Raw genomic sequence first — 16,625 nt, 5'->3', positions numbered from 1 at the left:
GGACGACTACATGAGCAAGCCATTCAGTTTTCAGGAGCTGCTCGCAAGGATCCATGCCCGCATTCGCAACCAGTTTCCCCATATGGTGGGCGAAATGCAGATCGGACCTTTCCGCATCGACGATCGCCGCAAGGAAATCCGCTACGATCAGCGGGTCTTGTCCCTCTCCGCCACGGAGTACGAGCTGTTGAAATACCTCGTGGTCAACCACGGTATCGTCCTCAGCAAGGCGACCATCCTGGACAAAGTGTGGGGGTACGATTTTGGGGGCCAGGAAAACATCGTAGAGGTGTACATCCGCTCGCTGCGCGAGAAGCTGGATGACCGCGAGCATCAGTTGATCCGCACCATCCGCGGCTCCGGCTACCGGGTGGATCTGCCATGAGGCAATCGAGATCCATCCGCTCCCAAATCCTGTTGCGGTCCCTCATGATTCTGTCCGGTCTCCTGCTGATCATCGGCATCCTGCAGCACGTCTACATGAAAGATTTTATGTACAGAGAACAGGCGGTCTCCCTTCTGAGCCAGCTTCGTTCGATATCGCCGGAGGTATGGCTGTCCTACCTGCAGAAAAATCCGAACGGAACGGAACCGAATCCGCTAGAGACCCTTCACATTCCCGATTCGACCCTCGCCCTCATCGACCATACGGGGACGATCCGAAAAGAATGGGCGGATCCGCGTCACGGATCCCCCCCTCCTCTCTCGAAACAGACGTATATAGATGCGATGCAGCCACAGCGAAAACACGGCGGAGCCCCCTTCACCATTACGACGGATGCCCTCGGCATGCCCCAGATCCTGGTGCTGCAACCGATCGGATCCAGCGAGCAGCCTGCAGGAGTCGTCCAGCTGACCGCGAGCATCCGTTCTGTACGCGAGGTGCTGATCCGGCAACTGACTACGTATGTCGCGCTCTCGGCACTGGCCTTGATCGGCGGGGTGCTGGCCTTTTTGCCTGTCTTGCGGAAAACGCTCGTGCCTCTCTCCAGCATGGTTCAAACCGTAGAATCCATCAATGCCGGCAACCTGAATCAACGGCTGTCAGAGCAGCAAGGCCAGTTGGAAACGGATCGGCTGGCTGCGGCGTTCAACGGCATGCTCCAGCGGCTGGAGGACTCGTTCGCCGCCGAAAAGGAAGCAAAGGAACAGATGCGCCGCTTCGTCGCGGACGCCTCGCACGAACTGCGGACTCCCCTTACCTCCATTCACGGATTTGTGGAGGTCCTGCTCCGAGGGGCCGCTGCCAAACCCGATCAATTGAAGGAAGCGCTCCTCAGCATGCACGGCGAATCGGAGCGCTTGACCAAGCTCGTCCAGGATCTGCTGTTTCTCGCGAAGGTCGATCAGGCTCCAGCATTGGCCGTTCAGCTGACGCGCGGAGGCTTGCATCGCATTCTCGGGGAGATGGAGCCCCAGCTCCGCATGCTAGCCAAATCGAGGGACGTTCGCGTCACAATCGGCACGGAATCGGAGCTGCTGCTCGACCCCGACCGCATAAAGCAGGTCATTCTCAATCTGTTTCAAAACGCCGTCCAGCACACCGATCCTGTCCACGGCCGCATCGAGGTATCGCTCACGGAAGCCGCTGGCGGAGTTCAGCTGACAGTAAAAGACAACGGGCCCGGAATTCCGGCTGAAGCTCTTCCGCATCTCTTCGACCGCTTTTACCGGGTCGATACAGCGAGAGCACGCACACAAGGCGGATCCGGCCTGGGTCTGTCCATCTCCCACTCCATCGTCGAGGTGCACGGCGGGCGCTTATCCGTCGAAAGCATGATCGGAGAGGGCAGCACCTTTACCGTTTGGCTGCCATTCCCAAAGGAAGGCCCGTCCACCCGCTAAAACAGTAAAAAAGCCCCTGATCATGGGGCTTTTTGTTCTCCTCTTACTGTGCCGTATAGCCGCCGTCCACTACGACGGCCTGGCCCGTCACACCTTGCGCTTTTTTGCTGGCCAGGAACACGGCGTAGTCCGCCACTTCCTGCACGCTCAGCAGACGCTTTTGCGGCACCAACGGATAGATGACTTCTTCCATTACTTTTTCCAATGGCACGTTCCGCGTCTTCGCCAAATCAGCCAGTTGGTTTTGCACGAGCGGAGTGTCGACGTAGCCGGGGCAAATCGCATTGACAGTAATGCCGTCTGCCGCTCCTTCCAACGCCGCCACTTTGGTCAGGCCGATCACGCCGTGCTTGGCGCTGTTGTAGGCAGCCTTTCCGGCAAAGCCGATCAAGCCGTTGATCGAAGCCATGTTCAGAACTCGCCCGTAGCCTTGCTTCTTCATGATGGGAAAGGCGTGTTTGATCGCGACGAAAGGAGCCGTCAGCATAATGCTGATCATGCGTTCGAATTTCGCGGTCGGAAACTCCTCGATCGGCGAAACGAACTGCAGTCCGGCGTTGTTAACCAAGATATCCAGCCGCCCGAAGGCTTCCACCGTCTTTTGCAGGCTTTCCCGGACCTGCTCCTCATCCGTGACGTCGCACGCCAGGCTGAGAACCTGGTGCCCTTCGCCCTGCAGCCGGGACGCTGCCGCTTCTGCCGCTTCCCGGTTGAGGTCCAGAATCATCACTTTGGCACCTTCTTCGGCAAACGTACGGGCAATTTCCAGCCCGATCCCGCTTGCCGCTCCTGTCACCAAAGCCACCTGCTCTTGTAATAGTTTCTCCATCTCTCTGATCTCCTCTCCTACCTCGATCGTCTGATTGTCCCGTTGCTTATGCGAAGATGGAAACGGCGAATGCCAGAATGAATACGGTGAGTGTTTTCAAAACCGTAATCGCGAAAATATCTTTGTACGACTGACGATGTGTGAGGCCCGTAATGGCCAAAAGGGTGATGACAGCGCCGTTGTGCGGCAAGGTGTCCATGCCGCCGGACGCCATTGAGGCGATGCGGTGCAGCAGCTCGGGACTGATCCCCGCAGCATTTGCCATCTCCAGATACTGCTTGCCCATGACCTCGAGCGCGATCGACATCCCGCCGGAAGCGGAGCCCGTTACACCAGCCAGCACGTTTACCGCGACCGCTTCCGAAACCAGCGGATGGCTGCTTGCGCCCAAAATCCAGCCTTGGATCAATTTGAAGCCAGGCAGCGTTTTGACAACGTTACCAAAACCGACCTCGGAAGCCGTGTTGAAGATCGCCAGCAGAGCACCCATAGCGGCAGCAGTCAGGCCGCTAGCCAATTTGTTTTTCACTTGATTGACGTTGATCAGGAGGGCTGCGATGATCCCCAAGCTGAGAGAGATAATCAATGCCCAGGAAGATACGACGTTTTTCACCTGCTCGATTTTAAACGATTCCTTCAGCATGGCTGCGTCATACCAGGAAGATACCGACCAGATGCCGCGGCTGAACAGGTAGTTGCCGATCAACACCAGCGCCAGCGGCAGAATCGCGACCCAAATGTTCATGTAGGATTGGCTCTGCGCAAGCTCCGGCTCATTGATATGCCCTTCGCCGTAGCCTTCGCCCGCAGCAACCGCCTGTTTGCGCCTGCGCTCCAGCCAGTAGATGCCGCCGGCAAATACGATGATCGCACCTATGATTCCCACCACCGGAGCCGCGTACGCGTCCGTACCGAAATAAGTGGTCGGAATAATGTTTTGAATTTGCGGTGTGCCAGGGAGTGCATCCATCGTGTACGTGAAAGCACCCAGTGCGATGGTGCCCGGAATCAGCCGCTTGGGAATATTCGCTTCACGGAAAATCGCGGCAGCGAACGGATAGACTGCGAAAGCCACAACGAACAGCGACACGCCGCCGTACGTCAAAATCGAGCATGCGAGCACGACTGCGAGGATCGCGCGGTTCGACCCCAGCGCTTTCACAATCGTGTGGGCGATGGAGGACGCCGCCCCGCTCAGTTCCATGACTTTCCCAAAGATCGCGCCAAGCAGGAAAATAGGGAAAAATGATTTCACATAGTTGGCTGCGTTTGTCATGAAGGTTTCGGTATAGCTAGGCAACAAGGCAATCCCGGACAGGACGACCGCGAGCAAGGTAAAGATCGGGGCAAACACGATCACCGGGTAGCCGCGATACGCAAAGAACATCAGGAGTCCGAGTGCGAGGACAATGGACAACACTTCTATGATCATACGATTCTCCTTTCAAGTACGCCTCTTTGTAAGATCGGGCGTCTTTTTTGATGGAATGGCAAAGCATTCTCCTCTCTGACGATGCTAAGAAACCGCTTTCAACTTTCTGTCGAGACTATATAGCACGGACCGTGCCAAACTCCGCTGCCCCATGAAAAATTGTGTCGAATGCTGGCTTTTCGCGGTCATGGGTCGCACCGTCGAGGGATGTCGTCGCCAAAATTTCCGAAAGCTCGGAAAAAAGATTCCACAAATCCGGAATGAGTTGTAAGCGCTTCACCAAAAGGCCGCGCACGCTCTTCCGGAATTTCGGAATCCGGGAAAATCGGTTGTCCCGTTTGCAATTTCCGGGCTTGGACCAGCAAAAACCCGAGAACACCTCGGTTCTCGGGCTGACAGGGATATCCGTTCATTTCTCCAATCGGTGCTTTTCCCACTTCTCGTAAAAGCTGGACTTGCTGATACGCAGCAGCTTGGCTGCCTCCTGCTTGTTTCCGTTGGCCTCTTTCATCGCCAAAAGGAGCGCTTCCTTTTCGGCGAGCTCCAGCGTTTCCTTCAGCGGCCGGACCGCGGAAGCGCTGGTGCTTGCCTCGGAAGCGGCAGCCGGGAGCCAAATGTGCTCCTTTTTCAGCACGTCGTCCTCCATCAAATGCAGCGCACGCTCAAGGACGTTTCGCAGCTCGCGCACGTTTCCCGGCCAAGAGTAGCTCTTCAGCACTCCCCATACATCGTCGTCGATCGAGCGAACGGTCACTCCCGTCGATTCTACCAGCTGACCCAACAGGTTGGAAACCAGCTCAGGCAGGTCCTCCAGGCGCTCCCGCAGAGGCGGAATCGACAGCGAGACGACATTCAGGCGGTAGTAGAGGTCTGCCCGAAATTTCCCTTCCTTGATGCTTGCCAGCATATCCTGGTTGGTCGAGGCGATGACGCGCACGTCGATGGGCGTCGAGCGTACGGCTCCGACCCGCTCCACTTCCTTTTCCTGCAAAACGCGCAGCAGCTTGGCCTGCAAGGGCAGCGGCATGTCGCCGATCTCGTCGAGCAGAATGGTGCCGTGGTTGGCCAGCTCGAACTTGCCTTTCTTGCCTTTCCGCACCGCTCCCGTAAATGCGCCCTCTTCATAGCCGAACAGCTCCGACTCCAGAAGGGAATCCGGAATCGCCGCGCAGTTTACCCGAATAAAAGGCCCCATTTTCCGCTTGCTTTCGGCATGGATCGCGTGGGCGAACAGCTCCTTGCCCGTTCCGCTTTCGCCGGTAATCAGCACGGTCGAATCGCTTTTCGCCACTTTTTGCGAGAATTGCTTGAGGACCTGCATCTTTTGACTGTACCCGACAATCTGGTCGATGTGATAAGTAGCCCCCAACCGGCGACGCAGCTCTTTTTTATAGTATGTCAGCTCGTCCTTGAGCTGGTCTACCATCGCGGCAAGTGAGGCCAATTCCTTTACGTCCTGGAACAACACGGTGCCCAGGACCGCCAACACTTTTCCTTCGTACATGATCGGGATGCGGTGGGCAATCATGTTTTGCCCCTTGATCCGCTGAATATCGGCAATTTCGGCGACACCTGCCTGCCCGACGATGTGCATCCTCGTGTTTTCGATGACTTCCGTGACCGGTTTGCCGATGACATCCCCGACATTCAAGAATTCACGATAGCTTCTGTTCAAGAGGAGGATTTTCCCGTCTTTGTCCGTCACGATCATCGGTTCGTGCGCGTTTTCAAAGACGACCTCCAGCAGCTTGCTCATCTGTTGAAGATTCCAATCGATAACGACTCCTCCTTTCCAGACCTCTTGAATGATAACAGGTGCGACAGCGCGAGAGAAAAAACTCGCGCCTCGCCCTCGGATCAAACCGGACGAACCAGCTTGGCAAGACGCTTCGGCGCCGACCGCAAGTACCCCTCGAGAAGGTAGCTTTCGATCTCTTTCCAGTCCGAAATGTCTTTCGCCGCAATCGAGACCCAGCCGTGGTGTCCGATGTAAGGCGTTTTGGTGAAGTGCGGTCTCGTCAGCAGTACCTCCTGGGTAGTCGGGAGCGTCTTGATCGACATCTTCGGAGTTCCATCCTCGCCCTCTCCGAGCATGACAAAAGGCTTGTCATTCACCCGAAACGTCTGGTGTCCAAAATGATCCACCTTTTCGGTTACCTCCGGCAGGCGCATAGCCAGCTTTCGAACCTGCTCTACAAAGGCCAAGCCCTCTTTGGATGTGATCGGATAATGCCCCATCGCGCGTGCCCTCCTGTCTTCCTGCAAAATCTACTATCCTATCTGTTCCCGATTTTCAGGCGCCTTTCCTTCCTGCATCCGATACAGCGGCAAAATAAACAGGATGCCGACGACAAAGAGCAGGGCAGCCAGCAAATAGATGAAAAGCAGCGGGAGATTTGTCTTTAGGAATCCCGCCACGCTCATCGTCACTACCATCGAGCCCGTAAACATCGGGGTCAAGATCCCGTTCACCCGTCCGATAAACGTGCTCTCCGTGTTCTTGAGCAGCAATGTATTGATGCCGATTTGAATGCTCGGCAGCAGCAGCCCTCCCAAAAGCTGGGCGGCGAGCGTCAGCCACAAGTGATTGGACCACCCTGCTACGGCGAGTGCGACCGCGTTGCCTGCAAGTCCGGCAACGAGCAGCCTTTGGGGGGCGACCTTCTTGGCCATGGCCATCGTCAGTCCTCCACCCGCGATCATGCCGATCCCTTGGACCGTGAGCAGCCATTGCAAGCTTTCCTTGGGCAAGCCAAGCCGTTCGGTGACCAGGAAGATGCCGAGCGGCTGAACCATCCCGATGGCCAAACCGGCGGCCAAAAAACAGAGGCCGAGCATCGTAAGAACGCGGCTATCCCTTACATAGCGTATCCCGCTGGCCATCTCTTTCCAGAAATCGCTCGGCTGAGCAGACCCGCTTTCCACGCGATCAGCCGGCAAGGTGACAAGCACGAGGGCAGAGAGCAAAAACGCTGCCGCTGTAATGACCATCGCGACTTCCATACCCCACTGCTGGAAGACAAACGTCCCGAGGATCGGCCCCAGCACCATGAAAATCGCAAACAGCGTCTGGTACAGGGACATCCCCGCCTGAAGCTGCTCTCCCGGCACGTGCAGCTTGAACAGCTTCATCCCTGACGGCTGGGAAAATTGCGACAGGATGGCGGAAATCAGGGTGACAAAAAAGACCGCCTTCCACGTACCGTAAACAAAGGTCAGCAGAACCACCGCGACCGATACGGCGCTGATGACGTCACACCATACCATTGTGCGCTTCGGGCGCCAGCGGTCCACGAATGTCCCCGCCAAAAACGAAAACAAAAAGATCGGTGCATACTCCGCTACGGAAATCAGCGAGACGGCACGCGAATCCCCGTTTGTTTGCTCCATGACGTAGAGAAGAATGGCGAAGTTTCGCACCCAGATGCCAATTTGCAAAAACAGGGCCGACAGAAGAATGGCCCGCACATAGCGATTCCGAAACAGTCCTGACATGAAAAAACCTCCTTATCCATCATTTCTGGACAGGAGGCATCACATATCATCACAAAAAGACTAGAAAACCCGGCACCAAAAAAACAGGGTCCCCCATCCAATCGCCAATATGCATCACCTAAGCCTATCCAGAAATACGCATCGTTTTTGATTCGATTGCTTTCTTGGAAATAGGACTTAGAAGATCATTGGCTTGATGGTCACCCTTCCGTTTGAGATGTTCACAGCATACCATACGCCTTTTTCCCAGTTCAAGAAGCAATTGTCAGCGCTCGTCCTTTTTTTCAAACAAGTAGAAAATGTAATCGTGCGACGCTCCCGCATGCCCCAGCATGGCTGAAATGTTTCCGCGATGGTACGTCCCGTGGTTGACGACGTGCTGGATGATGGTGCTGTACGGTGCGACGAGTGTGCCCATCACCGGGTGAGAGTAGGAAGAGCTGCCATCCAGATCGATTTGCGAGAAGAAGTCCTTGAATTTCTCGGCTACCTCCGCAAATCCGGCGTACCAGATCATCCAATCCATAGCTTTCGCTCTTGCGACAGACTTCCCATGATTTGGCCGACCCGCTCGTAGCTTTCCCCTTTCATAGCGAGAAGCCACACATGGTCCGTCAGCAGCATGTGTACGAGCGTCTTGTTGATGGAGGGAAATACGCTCTGGATCTCTTGCTCGCACACCTCGGAGGGAGCTCACGTCAGCGTTGAAATACTTTTTCGTTTTCCCATAAATGGTAGTCGTACAGACGCAGGCTTTCGTGCTTCATCTCTTTTTCCTCCAGTCCCTTCATTGCTAATGGCTAACTCGATCATACCTCATCTTCCCTGACAATCTTGGTCAGTTAAGTTACGTCGATTGGTAATAGTGCAGCAAATCGGCCGCGACCGCAGCCAGGCGTTCCTTCAGAAAGGCGGGCTCCTGTACGGAGATGGATTTTCCGTAGGGCAGCAAGAAATGCGGGACATGCTTGTGTACGAGCTCTTCCTCCACCAGGAATCGGGCATGTTCCCCGGAGCGCTCCACCAGCAGTCGGCCGAGATACCAGTGGCAGCACAAGTCATTAATCGCCTGCTTTCTCCCCGTGACGTGGACATGGATGGGATTCTCCTGCTTGTCCGACTCGGGAAGGAGATTGGCCAGAAAAAATTGTCGGGCCGAAAAGGTAGCCGGACGTTCGAATGTCGAATCGGTGCGGTTTATGCTGAGGATGCGGTCGACACGAAAGCTCCGAATGTCGCCGCGCAGGTGACAAAAGGCGACGAGATACCAATTGGCCTTCCAGTGGACGAGGCCGTACGGATCAATCTGCCTGCTCCGGTGATCGGTTTGGTAGCTTTTCTGGTATTCGATGCAGAGTGTTTGTCCGTTGGCAGCAGACAGCTCCAGCTCTTTCAAGATCGACTCCAGCAGTGGATTGGCGGGCGGCAGGATGACCTCGACGCCCTTGCTGTGACGCTCCATCGCACCTCGCTGCTCGTCATTGGCGTACCGCTTCAGCTTCGCGATGGCCCGCTTCAGATCCTCGCTAAACGGATAGCCCGCTTCCTGGGCAAAAACGGCGGCGTGAATCAGCGCCTTTTGTTCGTTCAGATCAAAGAGCAAGGGCGCATCGGTAAAGGGCTGAAGCAGCGTGTAGCCCCCGTGATGGCCGGCATCCGCAATGATGGGAACCCCGCTCGCACACAGCGCATCGATGTAGCGGTAAACGGTGCGGACGTTTATCTCCAGCGCTTCAGCCAGTTGTCCTGCGGTCAGCCGTTTTCCTGAGCGCAGCAGCCACAAAATAGCCAGCATGTTATCCGTTTTGGACATCTCTTCCCCTCGTTTTCCTGTGACTTGTCAAAAAACAGATCTTCCCTTTTTAGATGTCCATGATGGAATTCCCTTCCTTTCCATAAGTAAACCTCTATCGCGGCGATTCGAGGATGAGCGGCCGCGACTTAAGGGGTGGGGTTACTCTTGCCGAATCCGGTAGCGAGAATCGGCGAGGACGATCATACTGACTCAGTGAAAAAGGAGCACTCCTTCCATGCGAAAGCCGCATGTTCATGAAGTGCTCCCGTCAAACCCCCTCAACCGCGGGGAGGTTTTGGCGTTTCTTCAAACCGGTGCATTCGTTTGTAGAATGTACTTCTGGGGATGCCCAGCAGTTTTGCCGCTTTCGACACATTCCCGTTCGTCTTTTGCAGCGCCTCGACCATTTGCTGCTGCAGGATCTTGTCGCGAAACGTAAGAGACGTGCCGTGCCCCTCCGCCCTCTGTTCGGGTAGGCTCCTGCCGGCGGAGATGCTTTTGCTCAACTCTGCGTTTTGATAGAGCAGGGAATGCAGAAGAGGCAAGAGGTCGCCGTTTCTGTTCACGGCAAGAATCCTCAATTTATCCAGCACATTGAAAAGCTCGCGAATGTTTCCGGGCCAGGTGTAATCCATCAGCGCAGCAAAAAATTCCGGAGCGAAAACAGCATCCCAGTCATGCTTTTCGCAGTAATGGTGAACGAGGTGCGGGATGTCTTCCACCCTCTGCCTGAGTGCCGGAACATGCACCGGATATACGTACAGGCGATAAAAAAGGTCTTCGCGAAACTTCCCTTCTTTGACCAGCTGATGGATGTTGCGGTGTGTGGCTGCAATCACGCGAAAATCGACGGGTATCTCCTGGCCGCCGCCCAGCGGAGTAATTTTTCGCTCCTGCAAGACACGGAGCAGCGCCACCTGCATGGAGTACGGGATTTCCCCGATTTCATCCAAGAAAATGGTGCCCTGGTGGGCTTGTTGGAATTTCCCCTTCGCTCCGGTTCGCTTCGCCCCGCTGAACGCCCCTTCCACATAACCGAACAATTCGCTTTCCAGCAGCTCTCTCGGGATGGCTCCGCAGTTTACCGCAACAAATGGCCCGCCTGCCCTTTTGCTGTTCTCGTGAATGGAACGAGCAATCACCTCTTTGCCGGTTCCCGTCTCGCCCGAGATAAAGACGTGAATGTCTGCGGGAGCTACCCGCCCGAGCTCTTCCAGCGTCTGCCGGAAGACACGGCTTGTGCCTGCCTCGCCGATGAACCGGAACGGCTTGGCAGCAGAGGAAGCCTTGTCCTGACAGACTGCCGGCCTTGACGCTTGCTCCTCCGCTTTCAGCAGGTAGATACATGTGCCGATGAAGCCTCCGTGCTCCGCAGAGCAAATCGGCACTTCCATTCGATTGCGGTATCCGCGCAGGTATATCTCTTCCGCATGCATTCCGCACCAGTTTGGAATGTTCTGACGAATCGGCTTGCTCGCCGCAACGACGCTTTGGCGTGGGGTGCAAATAATGAGCGGCTGTTCCTTTTCCAGCACTTCCATCGAACGCTGAATCAATTCCATCTCGTCGCGATGCGAGCGGATCTTTACTTCTTTCTCCAGCGTATAGGCCGCTTGCGTGACAATCCCCAGCATGTAAGGATGCGCCCGGTCGACCGGACACGAAACATCCAGGATGCCCAGGACCTCTCCGTCTTCGTTGCAGATCGGTGCGGCGGCACAGCTCCAGCCATGGGAAGCGATGGAATAGTGCTCGGTGCCGGTGACCATGATCGGCTGACCCAGCGACAACGCCGTCCCGATGGCATTGGTCCCCATTTCGGCTTCCGTCCAGCGCACGCCCTCTACGAATCGGATTTTTTCGGCTACCTCCCGGACATTTTCGCTCCCCTTCATCGACAACACGTAGCCTTCCGGATCGATCAAAAGCGCGATCATTCCCATCTCTCTCGCAATTCGGTCCATTTTTTCGAGGAACGGGGCCGCAACGTCCGTAAGCAAAGCGTTCTTTTGCTGCTGGCGCCGAAGGGATTCACCGCTCAAAATGTGCCTCCCCCGATCCAGATACGGGCTGACCTGGGCGTTTCGGGAACGATACCAGGATTCGATGATGGATTGGTGAATCCGCGAAGAATCCAGCACACCTTCCTGAACAAACCGCTTCCACGTCTGCGTACTCAATGCCGTTTCTAACAAGATACATTCCCTCCCTCAGTAACTCGCCTGAAGTAACTCGTGTCAGAATGTATGCAAGGTCGCTCTCTCTTTGTCTAAATTCTAATCAATTATGGCAGCGTTTACAATGGCAGCCACGCAAAATGCCCCCTGACTCACAGAGGGGGCTTTTGCATGGGTCAGCTGATTCAGGCGTGCACGGCATGGCCGATGGCAGCCAGCAAGGCTTCGTGAATCGCTTCTGACAACGTCGGGTGGGCAGAAATAAACGTCTCCATCATATCCGCCGTCATTTCCCCATGGAGCATGACCGTGCCTTGGCCGATCAGCTCCGTCGCGCGCGGTCCGACGATGGATACACCCAGTATTTCGTTGTATTCCGGTTCCGTGATGACTTTCACCTTTCCGATCGCTTCACCGAGAATCATGGCCTTGCCGTTGACGGAAAACGGAAATTCCCCGATGCGTACGTCTCCGTATTGCGACCTGGCTTGCTTTTCAGTGAGGCCCACGCTGGCAATTTCGGGCGACGTGTAGATGCACCTTGGTACGGCCCGATAATTCGCTTTGGCATCCAGACCGCACGCGTGCAAGGCGGCTACCGTTCCCTCATGAAAAGCAACGTGGGCGAGCTGGATGCCCCCGACGACATCCCCACAAGCGTAAATATGGGGCACGTTTGTCTGCATCTGTCCGTTTACGGAGATGCCCTGCCTGCCGAATGCCACACCGGCCCGCTCCAGCTGCAGCTCGGCGGTCCGCGGCTTCCTTCCGACCGCCACCAGCACGATGTCTGCTGCGGCCTCCCCGGCACCGTCCGGGCTCTGGTAACGAACCGTTTTCGTCTGCGCATCGACCGCTGTCAAGGACGTGGAGGTCAGGATCCTTACCCCTGCTTGTTCCAGCTGTTCTTGCAAAACGCCCACGATATCAGCATCTTCGCCGGGAAGAAGCTGATCGGCCATTTCGATCACCGTCACCTCGGACCCCAAGCGGCTGTAAATGCTGGCAAACTCGCATCCGATGACGCCTCCGCCGACGATCAGCAGCGTCCGGGGAATCGAAGAAAGCGACATCGCCTGTCCGCTGTGGACGATCCAGCTGCCGTCAAACGGCGCAAACGGCAGCTCGACCGGTTCCGATCCCGAAGCGATGATGATTTTTTCGGCCTCTACGATTTCCTCTCCCTGTTCTTTCTCTACCGCTATTTGATGCTGGCTGACAAAGCGCGCCTTGCCCGTAAGCACCTTGATTCTGTTTTTTCTCATGAGAAATCCGATTCCCGTGACGAGCTGCTGCACGATGTTGTTTTTGTAGCTCTGCACGCCCGGCCAGTCAATGGAGACCTCCCGCTCGGGCACGCGGATGCCGAAACGGCCGGCATGCATTACTTTCTCGGCCATCTCGGCAGACTCCAGGAGCGATTTCGTCGGCATGCATCCTTCGTTCAGACAGGTCCCGCCCAGCGCCCGCTGCTCGATCAGAGTGACCTGCCTGCCTTTCTTGGCGGCGGCAATCGCCGCAACGTAGCCGGCTGGCCCCCCTCCGATTACTGCAATCGCACTCATCCTATCACGTCCTTCACAAGAGCATCCGGTACGGCTCTTCCAGGTATTTTCTCAGCGTGTGCAAAAATTCGGCTGCCGGCGCTCCGTCCAATACGCGGTGGTCGAACGTCAGGCTGAGCGGGAGAAGGCTCCGCCGTCGGACTTCCTCGCCGACGAAGACCGGCGTATCTTGTACGGCCCCCACACCGAGTATGCCTGCCTCTGGCGGATTCAGCACTGGGGTAAAGAACTCGATGCCGTACGCGCCAAGGTTCGTGATGGAGAAGGTGGACCCTTGCATCTCTTCCATGCCGAGCGTCCCTTCCCGTGCCTGAGCGGCCAGCGCTTTGATCCGGCGGGAGAGGTCTGGCAGCGACACAGACTCTGCATGGCGCACGACCGGAACGACCAGCCCTTGTTCAAGCGCGACGGCGATCCCTAAGTGGACGTGCCCGTACCGATGAATCCGCTCATCGAGATAAGCGCTGTTTACTTGCTTGTGCTTTTGCAGCGCGAGCACCGTCGCCTTCGCGATGAGATCCGTCAAGGTCAGCTTGGTGTCGTGCTCTTTTTGCGTGACCTCGTTCATTTTCTGTTGCCAAGCGATCAAGTCGGTCACGTCAGCCCGGGCGGTGATCGTGAGCTGCGCGCTTTCCCGCAGGCTTGCCATCATCCGGGAAGCGATCACTTTGCGCATACCGGAGACTGGCAGCTGCTCCACCGTTTCCTTCCCGGCAACGGCGGCTCGCTGATCGTCTTCCGGTGCCACAGTCTGCTTCGTCTCCCGGTCAGCAATTGCCTTTTCAACGTCTTCCTTGGTGATCCTGCCCGCCGGTCCCGTCCCGATGAGGGATTCCAAGGGAAGGCCGGCAGCCTCGGCCAATTTGCGGGCGACCGGGGAAATTTTCACTTCCTTCGAACTTGCAGGGGTTGCCGCCATCGGTGCCATCGCCGTCGAGGCAGCGGGCAGCTCCTCCCTTGCCTCAGGAGCAGCCGCTTCGAGCGTTGCCGTTGCGGCCGTTTCCTCCACGATTTGCTCGCTTGGATGTCCGATATACCCAATGACTGTTCCAGGCGGCACACCCTCCCATTCCGAAACGGCGATTTTCAACAAAACGCCGTCCGCCGGGGCTTCCAGATCCGCCTCGATTTTTTCCGAGCTGATGCTTGCGATCACTTCTCCTTTGGATACGAGATCGCCGACTTGTTTGTTCCAATGGGAAACCGTTCCCTCTTTCATCGCCATTCCCATCTTCGGCATGAGCACTTCGACTGCCATCGGTTTTCCCTCCGTTTTCTTTCTGAATCAGACGCTCAAAAGCGATTTGTCGCCAAGCAGTTCGGATACCGCCTGAATGACCTTTTGCGGCGTCGGCAAATACAGGTCCTCCAGCACAGGCGAGAACGGAACCGGAGTATGCGGCGCCGTGATCCGCTTGATCGGCGCATCCAGACTGTCGAAGCCTTTGTCCGCGACCAGGGCCGCGATGTCGGTCGCGATGCTGCAGCGAGGATTCGCCTCGTCGATGACGATCAGCCGGTTCGTTTTTTGCACGGAGCCCAAAATCGCGTCCTCATCGAGCGGCGACAGGCTGCGCGGATCGACGACCTCTGTTTCGATTCCTTTCCTGGCGAGCTGCTCCGCCGCCTCCAAGGCCGTGTGCACCTGTTTGCCGACCGCGACGATCGTCAAATCCGAACCGGCGCGCTTGATGTCCGCCTTCCCAATCGGAATGGTGTAATAACCTTCCGGCACCTCTCCTGTCATGTTGTAGAGCGTCTTGTCCTCGAAGAAGATCACCGGGTCGTTATCCTCGATGGATGCCAGCAGCAGTCCCTTCGCATCGGCCGGCGTGGACGGAACCACCACCTTGATGCCCGGTATGGCTGTGAACAGCGCATACAGGCTTTGCGAATGCTGCGCCGCCGCCCGGAATCCGGCGCCGTGCGTCGTGCGGATCGTAACCGGCACCTGGGCCTTGCCCCCGAACATGTACCGGAACTTGGCCCCCTGGTTCAATACCTGGTCCAGACAGCTTCCAATGAAATCGTTGAACATCAATTCCGCAATCGGGCGAAGACCAGTGGCCGCAGCAGCCATCGCCGCGCCGACATAGCCCGCTTCGGTAATCGGCGTATCCAGCACCCGCCCCCGGCCGAATTCCTGGACGAGCCCTTTGGTAACGCCGAGAACGCCTCCCCATGCCTCTTCATCCTGCAAATGGTCCACCTGCGCCCCGCCGGCTACGTCTTCCCCCATCAAAATTACGTTTTCGTCTCTGCGCATCGCGAGTTTCATCGCCTCGTTGATTGCCTGCGACATGCTCATTTTTTTGGTCATGTTCCCTTCCCCCTTTGCTTCCTTATGTTCAGTACGATACGTACACGTCTGTCAGCAGCACGGACGGCTCCGGATACGGACTGTTTTCCGAAAACACGACTGCTTCCTCGACCGCCTTGTCAACCGCCGCTTCGATTGCATCCAGCTCGCTTTCCGTAAACAGCTTTTCGTCGAGCAGATCGTTCCGGAATTTGCCGATCGCGTCTTTTTCCGACAAATGCGCCTTCTTGTCTTCTTCTTTTTTGTATTTCTGGGCGTCGCCCTCAAAGTGGCCGTAGTTGCGGTACGTGACGCACTCGATCAGCGTCGGCCCTTCTCCCCGGCGGGCACGCTCGATCGCTTCCTGTGCAGCCTGGTAAACGGCCAGCACATCTTTGCCGTCCACCCGGATGCCCGGAATGTTGTAGGCGATCGCACGGTCCGCGATGGTTTTGCAGCTGGAGGCGTAGGAAAACGGCGTGGCTTCCCCGTATCCGTTGTTCTCCGCCACAAACACCGCAGGCAGCTTCCAAATGGCAGCCAGGTTGATTCCCTCGTGGAACGTGCCCTGGTTGTTCGCTCCGTCTCCGAAGAAGCATACACTCACCGCGCCTGTCTGCTTGTACTTGGCTGTCAACGCAGCTCCGCACGCCAGCGGATAGCCTCCCCCGACAATGCCGTTTGCCCCAAGCATGCCTTTGTCCAAATCCGCAATGTGCATGGAGCCGCCCTTCCCTTTGCAAAGCCCGGTGGCCCTGCCGTAAATCTCCGCCATCATTCCATTCAGATCGCACCCTTTGGCGATGCAGTGTCCATGTCCGCGATGCGTGCTGGTAATGGTGTCGCTGTCGTCCAGGTGAGCGCAAAGCCCGACGGCGATGGCCTCCTCCCCCGCATATAGATGAACGAAACCGGGGATTTTCCCTTGGCCGAACAGGTCGTGCACTTTGTCCTCGAACTTCCGGATCTCGAGCATTTTTTGATACATCCAAGCGGCCTTTTCGCGGGACAACGGAATCCCTTTGACTTGCTGATCCACTTTCGTCATTTGCGTGTCTCCTCCTCGAACATGTTTGATTGAGGTGCAGCCTTTGACACAGGGATATCGCAAAAAGAATGCCAACCGCCGAAGCAGGCAACATTGCGGCTTTTTTGTAACCGCTTTACTTTTGAAAAGGAACAAAAGTG

15 protein-coding genes (1 of these 15 running past the window's edge) are annotated in these 16,625 nt (G+C 56.5%); 2 read left to right on the top strand and 13 right to left on the bottom strand.

Annotation, left to right across the window (positions count from 1 at the left end; genetic code table 11):
* Together RGB73_RS02165 and RGB73_RS02160 are read left to right on the top strand one after the other, a co-directional pair.
* A protein-coding gene (locus RGB73_RS02165; RefSeq protein WP_396136164.1) for a response regulator transcription factor crosses the window boundary here: on the top strand, positions 1 to 385 show its final stretch. 398 nt of this gene lie to the left of the window's left edge; only the last 385 of its 783 coding nucleotides appear in the window; its start codon lies off the left edge, out of view; it ends in the stop codon at positions 383 to 385.
* Positions 382 to 1,845 carry a sensor histidine kinase gene (locus RGB73_RS02160; RefSeq protein WP_310768687.1) on the top strand — a complete coding sequence of 488 codons (1,464 nt, stop codon included), beginning with the start codon at positions 382 to 384 and terminating at the stop codon, positions 1,843 to 1,845. Before RGB73_RS02165 ends, RGB73_RS02160 begins: the two co-directional genes overlap by 4 nt.
* A gap of 43 nt (positions 1,846 to 1,888) precedes the next feature.
* Here the strand turns inward: RGB73_RS02160 and RGB73_RS02155 are convergent, their stop codons facing one another.
* The 13 genes from RGB73_RS02155 to RGB73_RS02095 form a co-directional block, all read right to left on the bottom strand.
* On the bottom strand, positions 1,889 to 2,674 hold the full coding sequence (locus RGB73_RS02155) for a 3-hydroxybutyrate dehydrogenase (protein WP_310768685.1): 786 nt from the start codon (positions 2,672 to 2,674) through the stop codon (positions 1,889 to 1,891).
* A gap of 46 nt (positions 2,675 to 2,720) precedes the next feature.
* On the bottom strand, positions 2,721 to 4,106 hold the full coding sequence (locus RGB73_RS02150) for a GntP family permease (protein ID WP_310768682.1): 1,386 nt from the start codon (positions 4,104 to 4,106) through the stop codon (positions 2,721 to 2,723).
* 409 nt (positions 4,107 to 4,515) lie between these two features.
* Positions 4,516 to 5,883 carry a sigma-54 interaction domain-containing protein gene (locus RGB73_RS02145; protein WP_310774055.1) on the bottom strand — a complete coding sequence of 456 codons (1,368 nt, stop codon included), beginning with the start codon at positions 5,881 to 5,883 and terminating at the stop codon, positions 4,516 to 4,518.
* Between the two features lie 80 nt (positions 5,884 to 5,963).
* Positions 5,964 to 6,344 carry an MmcQ/YjbR family DNA-binding protein gene (locus RGB73_RS02140; protein ID WP_310768678.1) on the bottom strand — a complete coding sequence of 127 codons (381 nt, stop codon included), beginning with the start codon at positions 6,342 to 6,344 and terminating at the stop codon, positions 5,964 to 5,966.
* A gap of 33 nt (positions 6,345 to 6,377) precedes the next feature.
* Entirely contained in the window at positions 6,378 to 7,601 is a 1,224-nt protein-coding gene (locus RGB73_RS02135) for an MFS transporter (RefSeq protein WP_310768675.1), read from the bottom strand.
* Between the two features lie 265 nt (positions 7,602 to 7,866).
* On the bottom strand, positions 7,867 to 8,127 hold the full coding sequence (locus RGB73_RS02130) for a DinB family protein (RefSeq protein WP_310768672.1): 261 nt from the start codon (positions 8,125 to 8,127) through the stop codon (positions 7,867 to 7,869).
* On the bottom strand, positions 8,115 to 8,282 hold the full coding sequence (locus tag RGB73_RS02125) for a DinB family protein (protein WP_310768669.1): 168 nt from the start codon (positions 8,280 to 8,282) through the stop codon (positions 8,115 to 8,117). Before RGB73_RS02125 ends, RGB73_RS02130 begins: the two co-directional genes overlap by 13 nt.
* A 166-nt stretch (positions 8,283 to 8,448) precedes the next feature.
* On the bottom strand, positions 8,449 to 9,414 hold the full coding sequence (locus tag RGB73_RS02120) for a helix-turn-helix transcriptional regulator (RefSeq protein WP_310768666.1): 966 nt from the start codon (positions 9,412 to 9,414) through the stop codon (positions 8,449 to 8,451).
* Positions 9,415 to 9,674: 260 nt separating this feature from the next.
* Positions 9,675 to 11,591, bottom strand: a complete 1,917-nt coding sequence (locus RGB73_RS02115) for a sigma-54-dependent Fis family transcriptional regulator (protein WP_310768664.1) — start codon at positions 11,589 to 11,591, stop codon at positions 9,675 to 9,677.
* Positions 11,592 to 11,758: 167 nt separating this feature from the next.
* Positions 11,759 to 13,138: a dihydrolipoyl dehydrogenase gene (gene lpdA / locus RGB73_RS02110; RefSeq protein WP_310768661.1), complete on the bottom strand. Its 1,380-nt coding sequence runs from the start codon at positions 13,136 to 13,138 to the stop codon at positions 11,759 to 11,761.
* A gap of 13 nt (positions 13,139 to 13,151) precedes the next feature.
* The gene (locus RGB73_RS02105) at positions 13,152 to 14,396 is read right to left on the bottom strand and encodes a dihydrolipoamide acetyltransferase family protein (RefSeq protein WP_310768658.1); all 1,245 of its coding nucleotides are present in this window, start codon (positions 14,394 to 14,396) and stop codon (positions 13,152 to 13,154) included.
* 27 nt (positions 14,397 to 14,423) lie between these two features.
* Entirely contained in the window at positions 14,424 to 15,458 is a 1,035-nt protein-coding gene (locus RGB73_RS02100; protein ID WP_310768655.1) for an alpha-ketoacid dehydrogenase subunit beta, read from the bottom strand.
* Between the two features lie 28 nt (positions 15,459 to 15,486).
* Positions 15,487 to 16,485 carry a thiamine pyrophosphate-dependent dehydrogenase E1 component subunit alpha gene (locus RGB73_RS02095; protein WP_310768653.1) on the bottom strand — a complete coding sequence of 333 codons (999 nt, stop codon included), beginning with the start codon at positions 16,483 to 16,485 and terminating at the stop codon, positions 15,487 to 15,489.
* Positions 16,486 to 16,625 lie beyond the last annotated feature (140 nt).

Source organism: Brevibacillus brevis (assembly GCF_031583145.1).
GTDB lineage: Bacteria > Bacillota > Bacilli > Brevibacillales > Brevibacillaceae > Brevibacillus > Brevibacillus brevis_E.
Note: the sequence above shows the minus strand (reverse complement) of the source record. Positions and strands in the feature narration are given on the sequence as shown.